The organism is Azospirillum sp., assembly GCF_035627195.1.
GTDB lineage: Bacteria > Pseudomonadota > Alphaproteobacteria > Azospirillales > Azospirillaceae > Azospirillum.
In genome coordinates this window covers 1-4,215 of sequence record NZ_DASPMG010000296.1, presented here as the reverse complement: position 1 = coordinate 4,215, position 4,215 = coordinate 1, and the positions used below count along the sequence as shown (strand labels likewise).

The window sequence follows — 4,215 nt, the reverse complement described above, 5'->3', positions numbered from 1 at the left end:
CTAAACCAGACCTCCCCGAGAGCCGTGGTAGACCACCACGTCGATAGGCCGGGTGTGGACGGGCGGCAACGCCTGAAGCTTACCGGTACTAATCACTCGATCGGCTTGATCTCTCCCGAACGTCATGCGCAGCGGTAAGCCCGCGCACGGTGCATCCCAATCGTCACAAAAAACCTTCTCCATGAACGAAAGCCGCGCCGGACATTTGTGTCCGGCGCGGCTTTTCCCGTGCGCTGTCGCCGTGCGCGTCAGGCGGCGGAGGCGGCGGCCAGCCCCTCGCGCACCATGTCGGGCACGAGGCGGATGCGCTTCAGCCCATCGCGCAGGCGCCGGCTGCGCAGGCGGCTGAGGCGGCGGACGTCGACGCGGGACGAGGGCGCGCGCCCGGCCTCCAGGTCGGCGAGTTGCTGGTCCAGCATCAGCCCCAGGCACTCCGCGTGCAGTTCGGCCAAGCCGGCCGCGTCGCCCTCGTTGAGGGCGCCGGTGGCGGCCAGCGCCTCCAGCCGCTCCGCCGTGCCGGTGGCGGCGATGCCGTTGCGCAACGCCAGCACGCGCGCCGCCGCCACCACCGGCCATGCGCCGTTCAGCTTGAGGTCGACGCGCCCCTCCACGGTGCGGAAGCGGCCGAGCAGGTCGAGCGGCTCGCGCGCGTCGTCGAGCTGCGCCGCAAGGTTCTTCAGGAAGCCCACGCTCGCCGCCGCGCGCGTTAGGGCGAAGGAGCGCAGGCCGGCGGCCAGTCCGGCGTCGCCGCCGGCGGCGTGGAAGTCGAAGAAGATGTCGACCGCCAGCAGGTCCTGCGGCGCCGCCGCCTTCACCCAATGCTCGACCGTGGCGCGCCAGCCGGCCTCGTCGTGGCGCCAGCCGGTGTTGCCGGCCATCACGCCGCCCCGGCACAACGGCACCCCGGCCCCGTCGAGGAGCGCGTTCATCCGCCGGCCCAACGCGGCGAACCAGGGATCGTCGGCCGGGCCGGCGGCATGGATCAAGGCGTTGTCCTGGTCGCCGGACAGCAGCGTCTCGCCACGCCCGGCCGAGCCCAGCACCAGCACGCACCAGGGGGCGGGCGCCGGGCCCATCGTGCTTTCCACCTCGGCCGCCGCCAGTTCGGCTGCGCGGGCGGTGAGGTCGCGCAGCACCTGCGCCAGGACGCCGGCCACGTCGGGCGGCGGCACCCGCTCCGCCAACAGGCTGCGGGCGAGCGCGGGAAGGGCGCTGCGCACCGCGCCCATGCCGGCGGCGTCCAGTGCCACAGCCAACTGGTCGCCCAGCGCCAGCGCCTTGCCGGCGCGCTGGCGCAGCAACTGGCGCGCGGTGACGATGCCAACTACCCGTCCGTCGGCCCCGGTGACGGCGAGATGCCGCACGCCCAGCCGGTCCATGCGTCCCAGCGCCAGATAGACGTACGCCGTCTCCGGCAGCACGTACACCGGCGTGCCCATCACCGCCGTCAGCGGCAGGGCCAGCGCCTCGCCGCCGTGGCGGGCGACGGCGCGCAGCACGTCGCGTTCGGTCACGATGCCGGCCGCGCGCCCCGGCTCCTCCCCCTCCACCAGCAGCGAGCTGACGCCCTGCGCGTCCATCCGCCGCGCCGCCTCTCCCAGGGTCAGCGTGCCGGGCGCGCTGAGCGCGGGGCGCGTCATCACCTCGGCCAGACGATGCTGGTAAGGGAAGCTGTCCAGGCGGGTGAGGGCGTTGGCGTCCATGGCCGTCCTCTCATTCCGGCTCCCGCAGCAGGGCGGTGGCGACGGCGGGAGCGTCGACCTGCCGGACCATTGCCTCCCACACGGCGACGAGGTGGAAGCGGACCGCGCCCTCGATCGCTTCCCGGTCGGTGCGGCGGTGATTCTCGTGGATCGGCAGCACCTGCAGAATGCGGCGAGCCCCGGTGCGGGCCACCTCGCCCGGCGCCGGGACTCCGTCGAGGCGGAGCTGTTCCAGCCGTGCCGCGAAGGGCGCGGCCAGATCGTCCCAGCCGTCGCGGTGGGTCGGCCGCGGCTGGGCATCGAGGAGGACCGGGTAGAGGCTGGCCAGCGCCCGGGTCAAGTCCCCGTCGCGCCCGCCCGCGTGGTCGCGCAACAGACGATAGGCGAGGACCAGCACGTCGGCCAGGACGGCGGCGAAGCTCTCCCGCCGGCAGAGGTCCAAAGCTTGCCGGAACTCGGCTTCGGCAAAAAGCTGGTCGCGGTTGTTGCCGGTCTTCACCTCGCAATAGCCCATGACGGATTTCTGCGAGGCATAGATGGCCTGCTTTGCCAGGAAATCGTGAAAGGCGCCCAGCGAGGCGACTTCCGGATCCGCTTTCCACCATTTGCGCAGGGATGCCAGCATTACGCCGTTCCTCCTAGCCAAGAGGATAAGCCCGGGACGCGACTTGCGCCGCTCTTGTCATAATGATATTGGTTGGCGACAAAAACAATCCGTATATCAGTGGATTGATCCGTGGATCGGCGCTGGCCGGGACGACAAGCACCCAGCAACCCGGCGTGACCACTCGAATGGGTGCCCAAGACTGCGTTTCATCCTCGACTGGCCAAAATGGTACTAGGGAGGTACGCAATGACGGACATCACGCCTGAAAAAGCAAGGGCCTACTGGGGGGCGACGTCGCGCCTCATGTGGATCATGCTGGCGATCTGGTTCCTCGCCAGCTTCGTCGTCCATCTCTTCGCTCCATCGCTCAACGGCATCCGGATATTGGGATTCCCGCTGGGCTTCTACATGGCGGCGCAGGGTTCGCTGATCATCTTCGTCGTCATGCTGTTCTGGTTTGCCCGCAAGCAGAACGAGATCGACGAAGAGTACGGCGTCGCCGAGGATTGAGGGGGAGGGGAAATCCATGGCCAAACCAGTCTCCACCAAAGGCGATTTCATCAGCAACCTCGGCAAGATCTACGGGTATTACACGGGCGGATTCGCCGCGTTCGTCGTGCTGCTGGCGGTTCTGGAGCAGATGGGCGTGCCGAACCGCGTGATCGGCTATCTGTTCCTGTTCCTGACGTTGGGCGTCTACGCCTTCATCGGCGTCATTTCGCGCACCGCGCAGCTTTCGGAATATTACGTGGCGGGGCGGCGCGTGCCGGCCTTCTACAACGGCATGGCGACCGGCTCCGACTGGATGAGTGCGGCGTCCTTCATCGGCATGGCCGGCACGCTGTACGCGTTGGGCTATGACGGGCTGGCGTTCGTGCTGGGCTGGACGGGCGGCTACGTGCTGGTGGCGGTGCTGCTGGCACCCTACCTGCGCAAGTTCGGCCAGTACACGGTGCCGGACTTCCTGGGCGCCCGCTACGGCGGCAATTTTCCGCGCCTGCTGGGCGTAGTGGTGCTGATCACCGCGTCCTTCGTCTATGTGGTGGCGCAGATCGTCGGCGTCGGCATCATCGCGTCCCGCTTCCTGGGCATTTCGTTCGAGATCGCGGTGTTCGTGGGGCTGGCCGGCATTCTGGTGTGCTCCATGCTGGGCGGGATGCGGGCGGTGACGTGGACGCAGGTGGCGCAGTACATTATCCTGATCGTCGCCTACCTGATCCCGGTGGTGCTGTTGTCGGCCAAGGTGACCGGCGTGCCGATCCCGCAGCTGATGTACGGCGAGGCGCTGGACAAGATCACCGCGCTGGAAGGCCAGCTGGGCATCGCCAAGAACCACGTGGCGGCCTTCGTCGACGCCAAGGGCGCCTTCTCGTGGAACGCCGCCATCAACTACTTCGCGCTGATCTTTTGCCTGATGGTGGGCACGGCATCGCTGCCGCACATCCTGATGCGCTACTTCACCACGCCGAGCGTGCGCGACGCCCGCAAATCGGTGGCGTGGAGCCTGTTCTTCATCTTCCTCCTGTACTTCACGGCGCCGGCCTATGCGGCCTTCGCCAAGCTGGAGGTCTACCAGAACGTCATCGGGCAATCGATCTCGTCTCTGCCCTACTGGGTACAGGCGTGGAAGGACGTGGGCCTCGTCACGCTGAAGGACGCCAACGCCGACGGCATCCTGCAGCTGGCCGAGTTTACCATCCACCCCGACGCCATCGTGCTGGCCACGCCGGAGATCGCCGGCCTGCCGTACGTGATCGCCGGGCTGGTGGCCGCCGGTGGCCTCGCCGCCGCGCTGTCCACCGCCGACGGGCTGCTGCTGGCCATCGCCAACGCGCTCAGCCACGACGTGTACTACCGCATGATCGACCCGAAGGCGGACGCCAAGCGGCGGCTGGTCACGGCACG

Annotated in this window: 4 protein-coding genes and 1 rRNA gene; 3 read left to right on the top strand and 2 right to left on the bottom strand. The window is 68.5% G+C overall.

Annotated features, from left to right (window positions below):
* Positions 1 to 113, top strand: a 23S ribosomal RNA gene (locus tag VED21_RS27120); the annotation flags it as partial.
* 135 nt (positions 114 to 248) lie between these two features.
* Here the strand turns inward: VED21_RS27120 and VED21_RS27115 are convergent.
* Both VED21_RS27115 and VED21_RS27110 read right to left on the bottom strand, forming a co-directional pair.
* Positions 249 to 1,703 (bottom strand): DUF294 nucleotidyltransferase-like domain-containing protein, encoded by a 1,455-nt coding sequence (locus tag VED21_RS27115; RefSeq protein ID WP_324887952.1) that lies wholly within the window; start codon positions 1,701 to 1,703, stop codon positions 249 to 251.
* Positions 1,704 to 1,713: 10 nt separating this feature from the next.
* On the bottom strand, positions 1,714 to 2,328 hold the full coding sequence (locus VED21_RS27110) for a hypothetical protein (RefSeq protein WP_324887950.1): 615 nt from the start codon (positions 2,326 to 2,328) through the stop codon (positions 1,714 to 1,716).
* A gap of 228 nt (positions 2,329 to 2,556) precedes the next feature.
* On the opposite strand from VED21_RS27110, the gene VED21_RS27105 reads away from it, so the two are divergent.
* Positions 2,557 to 2,820: a DUF4212 domain-containing protein gene (locus VED21_RS27105; RefSeq protein ID WP_324887948.1), complete on the top strand. Its 264-nt coding sequence runs from the start codon at positions 2,557 to 2,559 to the stop codon at positions 2,818 to 2,820.
* Positions 2,821 to 2,836: 16 nt separating this feature from the next.
* On the top strand, positions 2,837 to 4,215 hold a 1,379-nt coding region (locus VED21_RS27100; protein WP_324887947.1), incomplete at its 3' end, for a VC_2705 family sodium/solute symporter.